Source organism: Natronosporangium hydrolyticum (assembly GCF_016925615.1).
Classification (GTDB): domain Bacteria; phylum Actinomycetota; class Actinomycetes; order Mycobacteriales; family Micromonosporaceae; genus Natronosporangium; species Natronosporangium hydrolyticum.
This window is the reverse complement of sequence record NZ_CP070499.1, coordinates 695,556-710,883: the sequence shown is the minus strand read 5'-3', so window position 1 is coordinate 710,883 and position 15,328 is coordinate 695,556. Positions and strand designations below refer to the sequence as shown.

General features: G+C 70.0%; 16 protein-coding genes. 6 read left to right on the top strand and 10 right to left on the bottom strand.

Annotated elements, in window-relative coordinates:
* Position 1 precedes the first annotated feature (1 nt).
* Positions 2-580: a helix-turn-helix domain-containing protein gene (locus JQS43_RS03190; RefSeq protein WP_239677559.1), complete on the bottom strand. Its 579-nt coding sequence runs from the start codon at positions 578-580 to the stop codon at positions 2-4.
* 161 nt (positions 581-741) lie between these two features.
* On the opposite strand from JQS43_RS03190, the gene JQS43_RS03185 reads away from it, so the two are divergent.
* On the top strand, positions 742-1,251 hold the full coding sequence (locus JQS43_RS03185; RefSeq protein ID WP_239677558.1) for a DinB family protein: 510 nt from the start codon (positions 742-744) through the stop codon (positions 1,249-1,251).
* Positions 1,252-1,273: 22 nt separating this feature from the next.
* Here JQS43_RS03185 and JQS43_RS03180 read toward each other — a convergent pair whose 3' ends face one another.
* From JQS43_RS03180 to JQS43_RS03170, 3 genes are all read right to left on the bottom strand, one after another.
* Positions 1,274-1,750, bottom strand: coding sequence for a hypothetical protein (locus JQS43_RS03180; protein WP_239677557.1), 477 nt, complete (start codon positions 1,748-1,750; stop codon positions 1,274-1,276).
* Positions 1,751-1,762: 12 nt separating this feature from the next.
* Positions 1,763-2,395, bottom strand: a complete 633-nt coding sequence (locus JQS43_RS03175; protein ID WP_239677556.1) for a class I SAM-dependent methyltransferase — start codon at positions 2,393-2,395, stop codon at positions 1,763-1,765.
* A gap of 80 nt (positions 2,396-2,475) precedes the next feature.
* Positions 2,476-3,135 (bottom strand): DUF1269 domain-containing protein, encoded by a 660-nt coding sequence (locus JQS43_RS03170; RefSeq protein WP_239677555.1) that lies wholly within the window; start codon positions 3,133-3,135, stop codon positions 2,476-2,478.
* A 192-nt stretch (positions 3,136-3,327) separates the two neighbouring features.
* Here JQS43_RS03170 and JQS43_RS03165 point away from each other — a divergent pair, with 192 nt between their 5' ends.
* Positions 3,328-4,671, top strand: a complete 1,344-nt coding sequence (locus tag JQS43_RS03165) for an extracellular catalytic domain type 1 short-chain-length polyhydroxyalkanoate depolymerase (protein WP_239677554.1) — start codon at positions 3,328-3,330, stop codon at positions 4,669-4,671.
* A 38-nt stretch (positions 4,672-4,709) separates the two neighbouring features.
* Positions 4,710-5,996 (top strand): CE1 family esterase, encoded by a 1,287-nt coding sequence (locus tag JQS43_RS03160; protein WP_239677553.1) that lies wholly within the window; start codon positions 4,710-4,712, stop codon positions 5,994-5,996.
* A 132-nt stretch (positions 5,997-6,128) separates the two neighbouring features.
* Here JQS43_RS03160 and JQS43_RS03155 read toward each other — a convergent pair whose 3' ends face one another.
* The gene (locus JQS43_RS03155) at positions 6,129-6,755 is read right to left on the bottom strand and encodes a dihydrofolate reductase family protein (RefSeq protein ID WP_239677552.1); all 627 of its coding nucleotides are present in this window, start codon (positions 6,753-6,755) and stop codon (positions 6,129-6,131) included.
* Positions 6,756-6,781: 26 nt separating this feature from the next.
* On the opposite strand from JQS43_RS03155, the gene JQS43_RS03150 reads away from it, so the two are divergent.
* Entirely contained in the window at positions 6,782-7,357 is a 576-nt protein-coding gene (locus JQS43_RS03150; protein WP_239677551.1) for a TetR/AcrR family transcriptional regulator, read from the top strand.
* A 30-nt stretch (positions 7,358-7,387) separates the two neighbouring features.
* Here the strand turns inward: JQS43_RS03150 and JQS43_RS03145 are convergent, their stop codons facing one another.
* The gene (locus JQS43_RS03145; RefSeq protein WP_239677550.1) at positions 7,388-8,698 is read right to left on the bottom strand and encodes a M48 family metalloprotease; all 1,311 of its coding nucleotides are present in this window, start codon (positions 8,696-8,698) and stop codon (positions 7,388-7,390) included.
* A gap of 10 nt (positions 8,699-8,708) precedes the next feature.
* On the bottom strand, positions 8,709-9,731 hold the full coding sequence (locus JQS43_RS03140; protein WP_239677549.1) for a helix-turn-helix domain-containing protein: 1,023 nt from the start codon (positions 9,729-9,731) through the stop codon (positions 8,709-8,711).
* Positions 9,732-9,846: 115 nt separating this feature from the next.
* Between JQS43_RS03140 and JQS43_RS03135 the strand changes: the two genes are divergently transcribed.
* The gene (locus JQS43_RS03135; protein WP_239677548.1) at positions 9,847-10,893 is read left to right on the top strand and encodes a saccharopine dehydrogenase NADP-binding domain-containing protein; all 1,047 of its coding nucleotides are present in this window, start codon (positions 9,847-9,849) and stop codon (positions 10,891-10,893) included.
* Positions 10,894-10,952: 59 nt separating this feature from the next.
* Positions 10,953-11,717: an IclR family transcriptional regulator gene (locus tag JQS43_RS03130; RefSeq protein WP_239677547.1), complete on the top strand. Its 765-nt coding sequence runs from the start codon at positions 10,953-10,955 to the stop codon at positions 11,715-11,717.
* Positions 11,718-11,738: 21 nt separating this feature from the next.
* Here JQS43_RS03130 and JQS43_RS03125 read toward each other — a convergent pair whose 3' ends face one another.
* The 3 genes from JQS43_RS03125 to JQS43_RS03115 form a co-directional block, all read right to left on the bottom strand.
* Positions 11,739-13,169 carry an aldehyde dehydrogenase (NADP(+)) gene (locus JQS43_RS03125; RefSeq protein WP_239677546.1) on the bottom strand — a complete coding sequence of 477 codons (1,431 nt, stop codon included), beginning with the start codon at positions 13,167-13,169 and terminating at the stop codon, positions 11,739-11,741.
* A gap of 30 nt (positions 13,170-13,199) precedes the next feature.
* On the bottom strand, positions 13,200-14,096 hold the full coding sequence (locus tag JQS43_RS03120; protein ID WP_239677545.1) for a fumarylacetoacetate hydrolase family protein: 897 nt from the start codon (positions 14,094-14,096) through the stop codon (positions 13,200-13,202).
* Positions 14,097-14,174: 78 nt separating this feature from the next.
* Complete coding sequence (locus JQS43_RS03115; protein ID WP_239677544.1) at positions 14,175-15,161, bottom strand: aldo/keto reductase; 987 nt, start codon at positions 15,159-15,161, stop codon at positions 14,175-14,177.
* Positions 15,162-15,328: the final 167 nt, after the last annotated feature.

The following is a 15,328-nucleotide window of genomic DNA, read 5'->3' as shown; positions in this document are numbered from 1 at the left end:
GTCACCGTGTCGGCGCCGCCAGATGGGCTCGCTCCCCCTGGGGGCCGAACAGGGCGAGCACCTCCGCGGGTTGGTCATCGGCGCTGCCGATCCGGTGTGGCACGCGGGTGTCGAACTCCGCAGCCTCGCCGACACCGAGCCGGAACTCCTGCTCGCCAAGGCGAAGCCGAATCTGCCCGTTGAGGACGTAGAGCCACTCGTACCCGTCGTGAGCCTGTGGCGGCATGGCCGGCGAACGACCGGCGGGCGGGTAGATCACCTTGTATGCCTGGATGCCGCCGGGCCGTCTGGTCAGCGGCACCAGCACCAGCCCGGCTCTTCGTACTGGTCGCAGATGCACCCGGGGGTCCCCGGTAGGCGGCGCCGCGACGAGATCATCCAACGGGACGCCGTGTGCCCGGGCCAACGGCAACAGCTGCTCCAGGGTGGGGCGGAGCTTGCCGTTCTCAAGCCGCGACAGGGTGCTTGCGGTGAGGCCGGTCTCGGCGGCCAGCGCCGCCAGCGTGGTGCTCCGCGCCCGGCGCAGGGCGCGCAACCGCGGCCCCACGCCAGCCAACACGTCTCCTGGGGGGTTGTCCATACGCCAATCATGCGGATCCGCAACTTTTCTTGCAAGTGGGTACCGCCCGGCGAGACGCTGTCGATAGCCGGTCGCCACCGTCACCGACCACGTCCTGTTGATCCAACGGAGCACCGACTGACCGCCGACACCATCCGACCAACCTGACTGGGAGTAGCCCGATGCCAGACGACCACCCGCGGCGACCGGCGAGCCGGGCCCGCGACGCCAAGCCGCCAGCGACCGGCGCCGACGAGAAGGCAACGCTGACCGGCTTCCTCGACTACCTGCGAACCTCGATCGCGGCAAAAGTCGCCGACGCACCAGAGCCGCAGGTCCGCACCGGCGGGGTGCCCTCGGGCACCAGCCTGCTCGGTCTGCTCAAACACCTGGGGTACGTCGAGCGGTTCTACTTCCTCAGCGAGGATGTCCGCGACTGGCCGGCGACCATGCGACCGGCCCCGACCGACACCGTCGAGGGTGTGCTCGCCGACTATCGGGCGGCGATCGAGCAGGCAAACCGGGTCATCGACGCCTGCCCGGATCTGGCCCTGCCCTCCCCGCGCGCCCCGCGCCGGGGACCGGCCCCGTCGATGCGGTGGGTGCTGGTGCACATGGTCGAGGAGACCGGTCGGCACGCCGGGCACGCCGACATCCTCCGCGAGCAGATCGACGGCGCCACCGGCCGCTGACCGAAATCTTTGGCACCGGCACCTATCCCCTGTCCGTGGGTGTGTCGGCAGCCCGGCCGTGGGCGTGCCCGCGGCCCCGGCGCTGGTGGACAACTGCTGCCACCACCAGCATGACCGCCAGACCAGGTGCCAGGACCACTGGCGCGGACAGCGCCGCCACCATGAGTGGACTGTCGGCGCTCGGCAGAGGACCGTACCGGTTGTGGGTGAAGGCGAACACGATGACCATCGTGGCGCTGTAAGCGAATCCGAACGAGCAAACTCGATCAACAATCCTGTGCCCGTTCGCCAGTCTGCGGGTCGCCCGTCCGATCAGAACGATGCCGATCAGGCCCACGCCGAGCCCGCCGAGGGCGCCGACTAGCCAGTCCGAGGTACCCCAGATGGCCGAGTCGCGGAGTCGATTCACATCGAGGACCACTACGAAAATCAGCATGGCCGCCGCTAACGGGACGACCACCAACGGCTTCGCAAACCATGAACGCACCCGATCACGCATCGCGCCGCGACCTCACGGACCCAGCTTGCGGGCCGCGACCCGCTCCACCGCGCCGAGCTTGAGCCGTTCGGACTCGGTGATCTGCAGCCCGGCGGCGGCCAACAGCCTTGCCGGCCGGCGGGTCAGGTACTCCCCGGCGGCCCGGGCAGTGACCACCTCAAGGAGCCGCTGGCCGAGCCAGACCGGCCACCAGCGACTGCCGATGTGGTCCAACAGCAGCAGTCGGCCGCCGGGCCGCAGCACCCGGGCCATCTCCGCGATCGCCCTGGCGTGATCCGGAATGGCGCACAGCGACAGAGTACAGACCACTGTGTCGAAGCTGGCGTCGGCGAACGGCAGGGCTTGCGCGTCGCCCTCGCGCAGGTCGGTCGCCAGACCGAGGCCGGCGGCGTATTGCTCGGCGATCGCCAGCATCGCCGGGCTCAACTCGACGCCGGTGACCGTTACCCCGCTGGGATAGAACGGAAGGTTGCGGCCGGTCCCGACCGCGACCTCCAGCACTTGGCCGGTGGCGCGGGAGCAGACCCACTCCCGGCCACCTTCGAACAGGCCCCGCTCCCAGAACGCGATCCCCCGGTCGTAGCGGGGAGCGACCTTGTCCCAGACCCGCCGGGCCCTCGCCGTCTGGTCGTCCCTACTAGCCACCGGGGACCCCGCGCACATTGGTCATAGCCAAAGGGTATGGCTGTCGGGCTGGTCGCCGCACCGCCGGGTCGGCCGGGGCGCTACCTGGTGGACTCGGCGAACGCGTTCTCCACCTCCCGTTGCATCTGATCGAGATCGACATGCAGCTGTTTACGCGCTGACCGCCTGGCCCGCCGGTAGGCCTTGTCGATCTGCTCGTCGATGCGGTCCTTGGCGACCACGATGAGCGCAGCCTGCCCCTGGTCCAGCTCCTCCCCCAGCTCCTTGAGGTCACTGCGGGACAGCCCTCGCCATAGGTGGCCGATGACCCCGCCAGCGACCGCGCCGCCAGCGGCCAACGCCGCGCCGCCGATCAGGGCCGGCGGGAACAACAGCCCGATCACCCCACCGGCGACCAGGCCGGTCCAGGCGCCGTGTTGGGTGGGCTTCTCACGCTTGTGAACCTTGACCGAGTGGTCGTGCCGGATCACCTCGGCGGCATCGTAGCTGCCGATGATGCCTTCCTGGTGCAGCTGCTTGACGGCCTCGTACGCCTCCTCGGCGACGGCTGGGTCGTCGTAGACGCCGAGGTAGAGAAATACCTCATCATTGTGGGCCATGTCGCACACCTCCCCCTGGTAGCGCGACGTTATCCCGCCACGGCGGGTGATCGCAGGATGGTGGGGGAACCGCTGCGCGACCGCCACCGACGGGCTATCCTGCCGCCCTCTCAGCAGCGCGACCAGCGCACTTTCCGCCATCGGCCAACGTCGCTTGACAGTTGTTGAGACAGCGGTAACACTATCTGTCATACGTCTGGCGATCGCGGGAGCCGGCACGCCACTCGGGCAGCTGACTTGGTACCCCCTGGGCACGGGTTACCGCAGCTGCTGCCCAGGCGAGCCAGCCACGAGCGATCTATCCCACGTCCTAGCGACCTGAGGAGCAGACACATGCGGACTGCGCATCGAAGACTCGGCCACGGCTTAGCGGTGGCGGCCCTGGTTGTCGGTTTGACGCTGGTAGCTCCAGCACTGACCAAGCCAGCCGCCGCAGCCCAATTGACCGAGGTCACTAGCTTCGGCAACAATCCCGGCGGGATGCAGATGCACATCTACGTGCCGGACTCCCGCCCGAGCAACCCGGCGATCGTGGTGGCCATGCACGGCTGCGGCGGCTCTGGGCCTGGCTTCTACTCGAGCAGCGAGTTCGCCTCGCTCGCTGACCAGCACGGCTTCATCGTCATCTACCCGACCGCCACCCAACAGGCCGGGTTCGGCAACTGTTTCGACACCTGGTCGGCCGCGGCCAAGACCCGCGACGGCGGCAGCGACCCAGTTTCGATCATGTCGATGATCAACTACACCCAGCAGCAGCACAGTGGTGACCCGGACCGGGTCTACGCCACCGGGAGCTCTTCCGGCGGCATGATGACCAATCAGCTGCTGGCGCTCTATCCGGATGTCTTCCAGGCCGGTGCCGCGTTCATGGGTGTCCCCTTCGACTGCTTCGCCAACGCCGCGGACTTCCCACCCGGCAACAGCAACTGCACCGGCGGCAACATGAACCGGACGCCGCAGCAGTGGGGTGACTCCGTCCGGCAGGCGTACCCCGGCTATAGCGGTCCTCGGCCGCCGGTGCAACTGTGGCACGGCACCAACGACACGCTCGTGCCGTACCAACTGTTGCAGGAGACGGTAAAGCAGTGGACCAATGTGTTCGGCCTGAGCCAGACTCCGACCGGCACCGACACCCCCCAGCCTGGCTGGAACCGCCGCAGCTTCGCTGACAGCTCCGGCGCGGTCCTGGTCGAGGCGTACAGCATCCAGGGCGCCGGGCACAGCCTGCCGTCCGGCGGCATGGCCGCGTCCGCCGTCGAGTTCTTCGGCATCACCGGCGCTCCGCCGACCTCGCCGCCGCCCACCACATCACCGCCCACCACCTCACCCCCGACCTCGCCGCCGCCCACCACATCACCGCCTACCTCACCACCCCCGGTCGGCGGTGACTGCTCGGCCAGCTACAGCCAGATCAACGCCTGGTCCGGCGGCTTCCAAGGCGAAGTGACCGTCCAAGCCGGCAGCTCGGCCCTCAACGGCTGGGCGGTGGACATGACCTTCCCCAGCGGAACAACCGTCACTCAGCTATGGAACGGCACCCTGCTCGGCGACGGACCGGGCTACACGGTCCAGAACGAGTCCTGGAACGGTTCGGTCGCCGCCAACGGCAGCGTCACCTTTGGGTTCCTCGGCGGCGGTGACGCCGCATCGCCGACCCTCACCTGCACCAGTTCCTAAATTAAGCCATTAGCGAGCTACAGCATGGGAGCAAACCCGTGAAGCAACTAACTAACTTCCGTCGACGGTGGCTGGGGTTAGCCGCCGCGGCAACCCTTGTCGTCACCGGCGCCGGCGCCGGCGCCGCCGTCACCGGGCTCACCCCGGCGGCAGCGAACGTCGGCGTCGTCGCGTCCACCGCCGGGTGCGGAACCGCCCCGAGCCTGACCAACGGTACGCACTCGATCTCCAGCGGTGGCCAGAACCGGAGCTTCATCCTGCGGCTGCCCGACAACTACGACCAGAACCAGCCGTATCGGCTGATCTTCGGCTTCCACTGGTTGAACGGCAATGCGACTGACGTCGCCAACGGCGGATGGGTAGAGCCCTACTACGGGCTTCACTCCCGCGCCAACAACAGCGCCATCTTCGTCGCGCCACAAGGTCTCGACAACGGTTGGGCCAACCCCGGCGGTCGAGACGTCACCTTCGTCGACGACATGATCAGCCAGCTCGAGGCGGACCTCTGTGTGGACACCACGCAGCGGTTCGCGCTGGGATTCAGCTACGGCGGCGGCATGAGCTTCGCCCTCGCCTGTGCCCGACCGGACGAGTTCCGAGCGGTCGCGATCTACTCCGCCGGGCTGATCAGCGGATGCAGTGGCGGTAACTCACCGATCGCGTACCTTCAGGTACACGGCACCACCGACTCGGTGCTGCCGATCTCCGGAGCCCGGACGATGCGTGACCGGTTCGTGCAGAACAACGGCTGCACCCCGGCGAATCCGCCGGAGCCATCCGTCGGCAGCGGGAGCCGGACCAGCTTCGAGTACTCCGGGTGCTCGGCCGGCCATCCGGTCGCCTGGCACGTCTTCGACGGCGACCACGACGCGGCACCGAGCCACGGCGGCACTCAGTGGCTACCCGGCGTGACCTGGGATTTCTTCAGCCAGTTCGAGAGCTCCCCGCCGACCAGCGCGCCCCCGACGACGACACCCCCGACGACGGATCCCCCCACGACAGCCCCTCCGACCACCGACCCGCCACCCACCGGTGACTGCGCGGCGACCTACGAAACGGTCAACTCCTGGCCGGGCGGTTACCAGGGCGAAGTGACGGTACAGGCCGGGACGGCTGGCATCAGTGGCTGGACGGTGAGCTGGCCGCTGGCCAGCGGCCAGTCGATCAGCCAAGTGTGGGGCGGGGTGTTGAACGTCGACGGCACTACCGCCACAGTGGTGAACGAAAGCTGGAACGGCTCGCTCGCCGCCAACGGGCAGACGACCTTCGGCTTCCTCGCCGACGGGTCACCGTCGACGCCGACGCTCACCTGCACCAGCCCCTGACCGAACCGAACAACTCGTGGACCGGGGACGACCGGCAGGTCCGTCCGGGGTGGAGATGACCGCCCTGACACCGCCGGCGCCCCCGGTCGGTAACCGTGCCGCCCGCCGTAACCTGGTGGACGCCACCGCGGATCAGCTATGGGTGCGTTGGAACCACGTCACCTGGATCCCGTTGCGAAACGACTCCCGCCGGGTGGGGGTGAACGGCGTCGGGTTGAATGTGCCTTGAAAGGCTGGGATGCCGGCGCCAGCCACCACGGGATACCACTTCACGAGTAGCTCGTCGATCTCCGGTAGCAGCGTCCCGGCTAGCTTGCCGCCGCCGGCCAAGCAGATGTCCTTATCAGACGATTCGGCCTTCAGTCGCCGCACCAGGCCGACGGGATCATCAGTGACGAGTTCCACCGAGGGGTCGGCGATCGACGCCAGCGTCGAGGAGACCACGTACTGCCGCAGCGGGGAATACGGGCTGGTGACGCCGATATCCAGGGCGGGCTGGTAGGTACCGCGGCCCATCACCAGCGCGTCGAATCGCCGGTTGGGGACGTCGGTCAACCCGAACTGCGACCGGATATGCGTCGGGATCAGCTCCGGGTGCCGCTCCTTCATCCACTCGACCAGGTCGTCGCCGACGGGGTAGAAGTCGACCTCATTACCGGGGCCGGCGATGTAGCCATCGATGGAGATGCCCACGTAGTAGACGAGCCTTCGCACGAGATCACTCCACTCATAGTACTTCAGCTGAAGTGGTTCAACCATAGTACTACACCTGATACGGTGTCAACGTGCGAACCAACCTCGAGCGCCGAACCGCCCTCCTTGACGCGGCCATCGAGGTTCTAGCCAGGGATGGCGCCCGCGGCCTCACCTTCCGCGCGGTCGACGCCGAGGCTGGAACCCCGGTCGGTACCGCCTCCAACTACTTCGCCAATCGCGACGACCTGCTCATACAGAGCAGCCACCGGGTTTACGAGCGATGGCTGCCCGACCAGGCCACCCAGGCCGCAGCGGCGCAGGGCCCGCGGGACCAGGCAAAGCTGACCGAACTGATGCGGGAGATCATCGAACGGGTAACCGGGTTCCGCAGCGGCTACCTCGCCATGCTGGAGCTGCGGCTGGAGGCGACCCGGCGGCCCGAGCTACGCACCGTGCTCACCAACCGAGTACGCGCGGATGTCGATGCCAACGTCGCCTACCACCTGGACCAGGGCATGCCGGGTGACGCCACCTCGGTAAGACTGCTCATCCTGGCGCTCAACTGGTTGATGGTGGAAATGCTGACACTCCCAGAGCTGTTTACCCCCGAGGAGTTGGACGAACTAGTGGTCGCGGCGGTCGAGCGCGGCCTCGCGCCCAGATGACCACGGCAAGTCGCCCCACGCACCACTCGGCTACCACGCGACGGTGATAGCGCCGATATCACGACGCGCCCGTGCGTAGTGTTTCGCCAGCTCGGCGTCGATCTGGGCAGACTGGTGCTCGGTCAGGACGATCGCCGGGTCGCGCCACGGCCGGGCCTCGATCATGCGGCGCCGCCACCCGGTCGGTGGGTGCGTGGCGAACAGCGAGGCATCGTCGACGAGGGACAGTTGGTGGCGCAGCGGCACCTGGTCAGCGAGCCGCTGCCGGCTGGCCGCCGCCGCAGCGCGCCAGCGCGGCACTTCGTCGCTCTCCCGCGCTGCCCGGGCCACCATCGCGGCCACCGTGTCGCTGGTGACCAGCGCGTCCATGAGCCCCCGGGCGGCGGTCGAGCCGGCCACGGCCGTGGCCCGGTCATCTGCCAGGTACTCCGCCCGCTGCGTGTCCCGCAGCCCAAGCCATAGCAGCACCAGCTGGGCTGTCCACAATGCGCGAGCGATGAGCCCCTGAATCAAGTGGATGATCAGAGTGACGAGGTACAGCAGCGGGTTGCCAGCCCGCGCCAGATCGGCCGGGTTAGGGAGCAGGACCCGGGCCGCCGTACCGAGCGTGAGCAGCGCCGGCTGCGTGAGTGGACCACGCCGCACATCACCGTTGGCGAAGTGGCCAAGCTCGTGGGCGATCAGCGCAACCTGTTCCTGCGGAGTCAGCTGCACCCACAGCGGCAGCCCCAACGACAGCACCCGTCGCCGCCGCACGCCGACCGCCCCGGCCGCCGCGTTCACCTCCCGGTGGACGCCGATCACCTGCGGCCGCGGCGCCCCGGTGGCGTCCGCGACCCGATCGATCAGATCAAACAGGGTCGGCGCATCGTTCCTGCTCAACGACGCCAGCAGCGGGTCGAGCTTGCCGAACCGCGGACGCAACACGAGCGCCAACAGCACCAGCAGGAGACCGGGCACGATCGTCAAACTAGGAAAGTCGGCAACGATCAGCAGGACGCCACCGACGAACATCGCCGCAACTGCGGCCAACAGGACCACCGACGCCGCGATCACCGACGCCCGGGCCGGGGTGACCGTGGTCGGTCTGAGCTCCCCTCCCGACAGCGCCCGGAACATCCGCCCGTTCAGCGTGAACGCAACTCGGTGCGCCCACCGGTCGAGCCAGCGCCAACCGAAGACCGCTGGCTGCCGCTCCGGCGCGAACCGGTACAGACCCCACTCGCAACCAGGGCACCATTGGGCATGACGGAGGGCCGCTAGTGGACTCCCGCACTCCGGGCATGATGCGGTGTCATGGTGATCGGGAGCAGCGACTGTGTCGGCGGGGGACTCTGGCATGGCGGACACCCTACGGCAGATCCGCGGTGCCCGCAGCCGTCCTGCTAGCACTGTCGCAAGGCGGCAGCCGACCGGATCCGGCCCGCGCCCCCCGGAAGGTCCGGCGGTAGGCGGCCGGCGTAACCCCGACCGTACGGTGAAGGTGGCGGCGCAGCGTCGTCGCCGTACCCATGCCGGCGGCCGACGCGATCATGTCGACGCTGTCGTCGGTGCTCTCGAGCAATTCCTGGGCGCGGCGGATCCGCTGCGTCAACAGCCACTGCAGTGGGGTCGTGCCGGTCACCGACCGAAAGTGGCGGGCCAGCTGGCGCTCACTCAGGTTCGCCTGCCGGGCCAGGTCCGCCACCGTGAGCGGCTGGTCCAGCCGGCGCATCGCCCATGGGAGCAGCTCCGCCAGCGGATGACTGTCCTGGGTGGGTACCGGGGTGGTGACGAACTGGGCCTGGCCGCCGGCCCGGTGGGGCGGCACGACCAGCCGGCGAGCGACCAGATTGGCGATCGCCGGGCCGTAGTCGCGCCGTACCACGTGCAGGCACAGGTCCATCGCGGCGGCCTTGCCAGCGGAGGTCAATACTGTGCCGTTGTCGACGTAGAGCACGTCCGGATCGACCCGCACCCGCGGGTAACGCGTGGCCAGCTCCCCGGTGTGGGCCCAGTGGGTGGTGGCGCGCAGCCCGTCCAGCAGACCGGCGGCGGCGAGCACGAAGGCTCCGGTGCACAGTGAGACCACTCGGGCGCCCGCTTCGTGGGCGGCGCGCACCGCAGCGACCAGCTCGGCCGGCGGGTCCGCGACGGTATCCGCCACGGCCGGGACGATCACGGTGTCGGCGTACGGCAGCCGGTCGAGCCCGGCATCCGGCTCCAGCAAGAACCGGCCGACCCGGACCGGTCGGCTGCCGCACACGTCGACCTCGTACCAGGGGCCGGGGAGGGAGGCTGGGGCCGAGCCGAAGACCTCGTAGGCCAAGGCCAGCTCCAGGTGCAGCATCCGGTCGGTGGTGGCGACCGCGACGGAGCGCCGAGGGAAAGGCATGTCGGGAATTGTATGGGTGGTGTCGTTCCAGACGCTGGTGCGCGGCCGCCGCGCGGGTCAGGCTCTCCGCAGACGTGCGTCGACCACGAGGTCGACCGGAATCCGGGGAGCAGGCATGGGATCGACGTGGCAGGTCGCGGTCTTCGGCGCGTACGGGCACACCGGGCGGTTCGTCGTGGCGGAGCTGGGCGGGCGTGGACACGCGCCGCTGCTGCTCGGACGCGACCGGGAGAAGCTGTTGCGGCTGGCGCCGACGCAGCCGGGCGCGGAGGCGCGCTGGGCGTCGGTCGACGATCCGGCCTCGCTCGACCGCGCGCTCGTCGGCGCGGCGGCTGTGATCAACTGTGCTGGCCCGTTCGCGGCGACCGCCGGCCCGCTGGTGGCTGCGGCGCTGCGCGCCGGTATCCCGTACGTCGACGTGGCCGCCGAGATCGAGGCGAATCTCGACACGTTCGCGCACTTCGACCAGCCCGCCCGCGCCGCGGGCGTCGTGGTGGTGCCGGCGATGGCGTTCTATGGCGGGCTCGGCGACCTGCTGGTCACCGCTGCGATGGGCGACTGGGCCACCGCCGACGAGGCGCACATCGCCTACGGCCTGGACAGTTGGCGCCCTACCGTCGGCACACTCGCGGCGGGCGCGGTCTCTAGAGCGCGGCGGGGTGACCGCCGCCTCCGCTACACCGGCGGCCGACTGGTCCATCACCACGACCCGCTGCCGACGCTGGCGTGGCCCTTTCCGCCGCCGCTCGGCCCACAGCAGGTCGTTGGCGAGTTGGCAATGGCGGATGTCGTCACCGTTCCCAGTCATCTGGCCATTCCGGAGGTTCGCACCTACCTCACCAGCCGAGCGGTAGCGGATCTATCCGCTCCGGACCCGACGGGGCCGGTCGCGATCGACGACCGTGGCCGCTCTGCCCAGACCTTCGTCGTCGACGTGCTCGTCCGCGCCGGCGGCGAGGAGCGTCGCGTGGCCGCCGCCGGTCGGGACATCTACGCCAGCAGCGCCCCGCTCGCGGTGGCGGCCGTCGAACGCATCCTCTCCGGCCAGGTCCGGACCTGCGGCGTCGCCGCCGCTGGCGCGGCCTTCGACGCGCCGGCGCTCCTCCGAGCCCTGTCGCCGCATTTCTCGCTGACGTTTGGCCAGCCTGGCGATGCTGCCTGACGGCGGCCGTCGCCGCCGCCATAGAGTAGAGGGCACGATCGTCGGACGCGGAGGGCGCGATGAAACCCACCCGGACCCTGCTTCGGGGCCTAGAGGTGATGGAGGTGCTTTCGCGCGCTTCCGAGCCGGTCGGGCCGACCCGGGTCGCCGAGCTGGTCGGCCTGGATAAGGCCACGGTCGGGCGGCTGCTGCACACCTTGTGCGAGGCGGGGTACGCCCGCCAGAACGATTCCGGGGCGTATCAACTGACGGCGAAGATCATGCGGTTGGCGAGCGGGGCGACGCTGCAGCCGGGGATCCGGGAGCTGGCCCACGGACACCTGCTGGCGCTGCGGGACGTGACCAGCGAAACGGTGCACCTCGGCATCCGCGACGACGACCAGGTGATCTACATCGACAAGATCGACGGCACTCACCCGGTCCGGTTGGTCTCCGCGATCGGGCAGACGATGCCGCTGCACACCACCGCGCTGGGCAAGGTGGCGCTGGCGTGGATGGCGGTCGACGAACGCGAGAAGCTGCTGGCGCGGTTGCCGCTCACCGCCCGCACCGAGTTCTCGATCGTCGACCTCGACTCGCTGCGCGCGGAGCTGGACCGGACCCGGGCTCGCGGTTATGCGATCGACGACCGGGAGAACGAAGACCACGCCCGCTGCGTGGGCGCTCCCATCGTCGCCCAGGACGGTGAGGTGGTGGCGATGATCAGTGTCTCCGGCCCCAGCTACCGGGTCACCGACGCCGACCGGGTGGCCGACCTGGGGATGAAGTGCCGGGACACCGCGGCGATCATTTCCGGTGAGTTCGGCCGCACCGGCACGATCTAGCCGCCCCGGGCGGGGCCACCGCTACCGGCCGGGCAGTTCTAGCGTCCCGTCGATCCGCCGGGGCAGCGGCTCCGGCGGAGCGTCGCGCAGCTCCGGCGGCAGCGCCCACTGCGGCGCCTTCTGGTAGGTCACCGGCCGCAGCCAGCGGGCGATCGCGGTAGCGCCCACCGAGGTGTGGGCGCTGCTCGTCGTCGCCGGGTAGGGGCCGCCGTGCTGCATCGCCCAGCTGACCGCGACTCCGGTGGGGTACCCGTCGAAGACCAGCCGGCCGGCCGTCTGTCGTAGCTGCGCCACCAGCTGCGCCACCAGCGCCACCTCGTCAGCTCCGGAGTGGAGTGTCGCGGTCAGCTGCCCGTCGAGCCGGGACAGCGCCTCGACGAGTTCTGCCACGCTGCCGTACTCGACGACTACTGCGGTGGGGCCGAAGCACTCCTGCAGGTGCGTTGCCGTCAGGTCGGCGGCGGCGACCCGGAAGAGCACCGCCGCACCCGCCCGCTCGCCGGGCTCCGCAGCCGCCGTGCCGATCACCTCAAGCCGCCCGTCGGTACGCCGGGTGGCGACCTCGTCGACGAACGCGCGGTGGATGGCGTCGCTGAGCATCGGGCCGGCTTCGACGGCGGCCACCTCGGCGGCGAGCGCCGACCGCAGCTGCTCAGCGCCCGCCGGGATGAAGAGCAACCCCGGTTTGGTGCAGAACTGCCCGGTCCCGAGCGTCATCGACCCGACGAAACCGGCCGCGATCTCGGCCGCGCGTTGGCTCGCGGCCGCCGGTGTCACCACGAGCGGGTTAACGCTGCCCAGCTCGCCGTAGAACGGGATCGGGTCGGGTCGCGCGTTGGCCAGGTCGAACAACGCCCGACCACCGGCGGTGGAGCCGGTGAACCCGACCGCCCGGATGGCCGGATGCTGGACCAGCGCCTGGCCCGCCTCGAACCCGGCCACCAGGGAGAAGGTGCCCGGCGGCAGGACCGAGCTGAGGATGTCGGCGCACAGTCGGCTGGTCCGGGGGTGCGACGGATGGGCCTTCACCACGACCGGGCAGCCGGCGGCGAGCGCCGAGGCGACATCGCCGCCGGGGACGCTGAAGGCGAGCGGGAAGTTGCTCGCGCCGAAGACCGCGACCGGCCCGACCGGCACCAGCATTCGGCGCAGGTCGGGCCGCGGGCCGGCCGGGGTGTCGCCGGCCCGGTCGATGGTGGCTCCGAGGTAGCCGCCATCGTGCAGCACCTCGGCGAAGAGTTGCAGTTGGTAGCAGGTACGGGTCAGCTCACCGTGCAACCGGTTCGGGCCGAGCCGGGTCTCCTCGTCCGCTACCGCGACCACGTCGTCACGTCGCTCGGCAAGCGCGTGCGCCGCGGCGGTGAGCAGCTCCGCCCGGCCGGCGCGGCCGAGCCCGTCGAAGTCGGTGGCCGCCGCTGCGGCAGCGGTCACCGCGGTCTCGACGTCGCGCATGCGGGTTTCTTCCTCTCGGTCGTGCGTCGCTCAGCCCGGTTGGCCGACCGGGGTGGCCGTCGCGAGCTCCGGGTCCGGCCGGCCCACCAGCTCTACCGGGTTGCGCAGGGTGCCCAGGCCGTTGATGGAGATCGCCACTTCATCCTGCGGCTGCAGCGCGAACTCGGAGGGCGGGATCAGCGCGGTGCCGGTCAGCAGCACCGCCCCGACCGGGAAGTCCATCGCCCGGAAGAGCCAGTCCAGTAGCTCCGTCGGCCGCCGCCGCATGTCTGCGACCGCGACCGTGCCCTCGAAGATGGCGCTGCCGGCGCGGCGGATGAGCACCCGGATCTGCAGGTCGGCGAGCGGCGGCGCGTCGTCGACCGGGACGATGCACGGTCCGAGGCTGCAGCTGCCGGTGTAGCACTTGGCTTGCGGGAGGTAGAGCGGGTTCTCCCCCTCGATGCTGCGGGAGGAGACGTCGTTGCCTACGACGTAGCCGAGCAGCCGACCGGCGGCGTTCGCCACCAGGCCGAGTTCGGGCTCTGGTACATCCCAGGTGGAGTCCGCCCGGACCCCCACGGGTTGCCCCGGCCCGCGTACCCGGGGGCCGCTGGATTTGAAGAACAGCTCCGGTCGGCGGGCCTCGTAGACCAGGTCGTAGAAGTGGACCTCACCGGACTCCTCGTTGCGGGCGTCGCGGCTTCGGCTGTAGGTGACCCCAGCCGCCCATACGTCCTGCGACGCCACCGGCGCGAGGATGCTCGCGCCGGGGGGCACCGGCCCCGCGCCCGGGGCGTCGAGCGCCTCGCGCAAGCCGTCGTGCTCGCTGGCGAGGACGGACTCCAGGTCGCCGAGCGATTCGGGCAGCAGCTCGACCGGGCCGGATTCGGCCGGCCCCCGGGCGAGTCGGACCCGGCCGTCGATGCCAAGGCGCCACAATCCCATGCATCCTCGTTTCATCTAGTAACCCAAGTTTCAGTTAATGAGTCATGCTAAGCCGCACCTCCACCACCTGGCAAGGGGTCACCCGGCTGCGGTGACCGGCGCAACCAACCCACGCTGCTCCAGCTCCTGCCACAACTCCTCGGGTACGGGGTAGTTAAAGGCGGCGATGTTCTCCTGCAACTCCTCGGAGTTACGCGGCCCGGCCAGGATGACGTCGACCGCGGGATGCCGGAGCGGGAACTGGAGCCCCGCGGCCGCGACCGGAACGCCGTACGCCGCGACCACCTCCCGCACCTCCTGGGCGCGCTGGCGGATGTCATCGGCCGCCGCCGCGTAGTCGTACGTCCCCGCCACCGGGTCCAACAGGACACCGGAGTTGTAGACCCCCGCCGCGACCACGCTGACCCCGCGCCGCTGTGCGGCCGGCAACAGGTCCGCCTGCGCCGACTGATCGAGCAGCGTGTACCGGCCCGCGATCAGGACCACATCGATGTCGGCCTCCTCGACGAACCTGGTGGGGACCCGGCTCTGATTCATGCCGATCCCGATCGCCCCGACCACCCCCTCCTCGCGCAGCTGGGCCAGCGCCGGGTACGCCTCCCGGAGCGCCTGCTCGGCGTGGTCGTCCGGATCGTGGATATAGAGCAGATCGACCCGCTCCACCCCGAGCCGGGCCAGGCTGTCGGTGAGCGAACGCCGGACGCCGTCGGCGCTGAAGTCGAAGACCACGTCGTACGGGTCGCGATCCTCGAAGATCGACTCGGCGGCTTCGGTCGCGGGGCGCAGCAGCCGCCCCACCTTCGTCGAGATCACCAGGTCGCCCGGGTGGTCGTCGGCGAGCACCCGGCCGACCCGGCGTTCCGAGCGACCGTGGCCATAGAGCGGTGCGGTGTCGAGATACCGGATGCCCGCCTGGAACGCCGCGCGCAGCAGCTCGTCCGACGCTGACTCCGGCACGCTCCGGAACAGCCCGCCGAGCGCCGCCGTACCGACCCCCAGTCGGCTGACCCGCAGCCCGTGCTTACCAATGCTGAGCTTCTCCTGATGCCGTTGCAGGCTGACCACGCCGCTCCTCTCTGATCGGGCCCCGCCGGGTGGCGGGGTGCCCTGCCGCTCGTTGACGCAGGTGAGGGCCCGACTGTAGGGTCGGATCACCTGACAAATCAAGTTTCACCAGATGATCCCAGCCATAGTGCGGCCCCTGGCCATCCTCGGGCATGGGCTCCAGAGCC

What these genes read in the sequence shown, in the direction of transcription:
- JQS43_RS03125 (WP_239677546.1), bottom strand. Translation starts at nt 13,169, where the DNA reads ATGCGCGACGTCGAGACCGCGGTGACCGCTGCCGCAGCGGCGGCCACC.
- JQS43_RS03120 (WP_239677545.1), bottom strand. Translation starts at nt 14,096, where the DNA reads ATGGGATTGTGGCGCCTTGGCATCGACGGCCGGGTCCGACTCGCCCGG.
- JQS43_RS03170 (WP_239677555.1), bottom strand. Translation starts at nt 3,135, where the DNA reads ATGGCGGAAAGTGCGCTGGTCGCGCTGCTGAGAGGGCGGCAGGATAGC.
- JQS43_RS03145 (WP_239677550.1), bottom strand. Translation starts at nt 8,698, where the DNA reads ATGCCAGAGTCCCCCGCCGACACAGTCGCTGCTCCCGATCACCATGAC.
- JQS43_RS03135 (WP_239677548.1), top strand. Translation starts at nt 9,847, where the DNA reads ATGGGATCGACGTGGCAGGTCGCGGTCTTCGGCGCGTACGGGCACACC.
- JQS43_RS03190 (WP_239677559.1), bottom strand. Translation starts at nt 580, where the DNA reads ATGGACAACCCCCCAGGAGACGTGTTGGCTGGCGTGGGGCCGCGGTTG.
- JQS43_RS03165 (WP_239677554.1), top strand. Translation starts at nt 3,328, where the DNA reads ATGCGGACTGCGCATCGAAGACTCGGCCACGGCTTAGCGGTGGCGGCC.
- JQS43_RS03180 (WP_239677557.1), bottom strand. Translation starts at nt 1,750, where the DNA reads ATGCGTGATCGGGTGCGTTCATGGTTTGCGAAGCCGTTGGTGGTCGTC.
- JQS43_RS03140 (WP_239677549.1), bottom strand. Translation starts at nt 9,731, where the DNA reads ATGCCTTTCCCTCGGCGCTCCGTCGCGGTCGCCACCACCGACCGGATG.
- JQS43_RS03155 (WP_239677552.1), bottom strand. Translation starts at nt 6,755, where the DNA reads ATGGTTGAACCACTTCAGCTGAAGTACTATGAGTGGAGTGATCTCGTG.
- JQS43_RS03130 (WP_239677547.1), top strand. Translation starts at nt 10,953, where the DNA reads ATGAAACCCACCCGGACCCTGCTTCGGGGCCTAGAGGTGATGGAGGTG.
- JQS43_RS03185 (WP_239677558.1), top strand. Translation starts at nt 742, where the DNA reads ATGCCAGACGACCACCCGCGGCGACCGGCGAGCCGGGCCCGCGACGCC.